1 protein-coding gene is annotated in these 277 nt (G+C 46.9%); it reads left to right on the top strand.

The genetic code is table 11. The features are described from left to right. Nucleotides 1-277, top strand: a 277-nt coding sequence (locus LKX83_RS32495; protein ID WP_255655028.1) for an enoyl-CoA hydratase-related protein, incomplete at both ends; no start/stop codon positions are given.

Raw genomic sequence — 277 nt, 5'->3', positions numbered from 1 at the left:
GTTAATCTTAACCAGTCGATTTGTTGACGGCAAAGAAGCCGAACGCATTGGCCTAGCAAACCGTGCAATTCCGCTCGACTCCTTATTGGATGAAGTAAAGAAGATTGCCGAACTAATTGCGCTAGAGAAAAGTGCGGTTTCCATTCGGGCTTCACTTGAAGCGGTTACACACGGTATTCTAGCCGGTCAGGAAAGCGGCATGGATAAGGAAGCCGCCTTATTTGGCGAACTGTTCACATCAGAAGATATGAAAGAGGGCGTCAACGCGTTTATTGAA

Origin of the sequence: Cohnella baijiui, from assembly GCF_020731285.1 — a bacterium.
Lineage (GTDB): Bacteria > Bacillota > Bacilli > Paenibacillales > Paenibacillaceae > Cohnella.
This window is presented reverse-complemented; position numbering and strand designations above follow the sequence as displayed.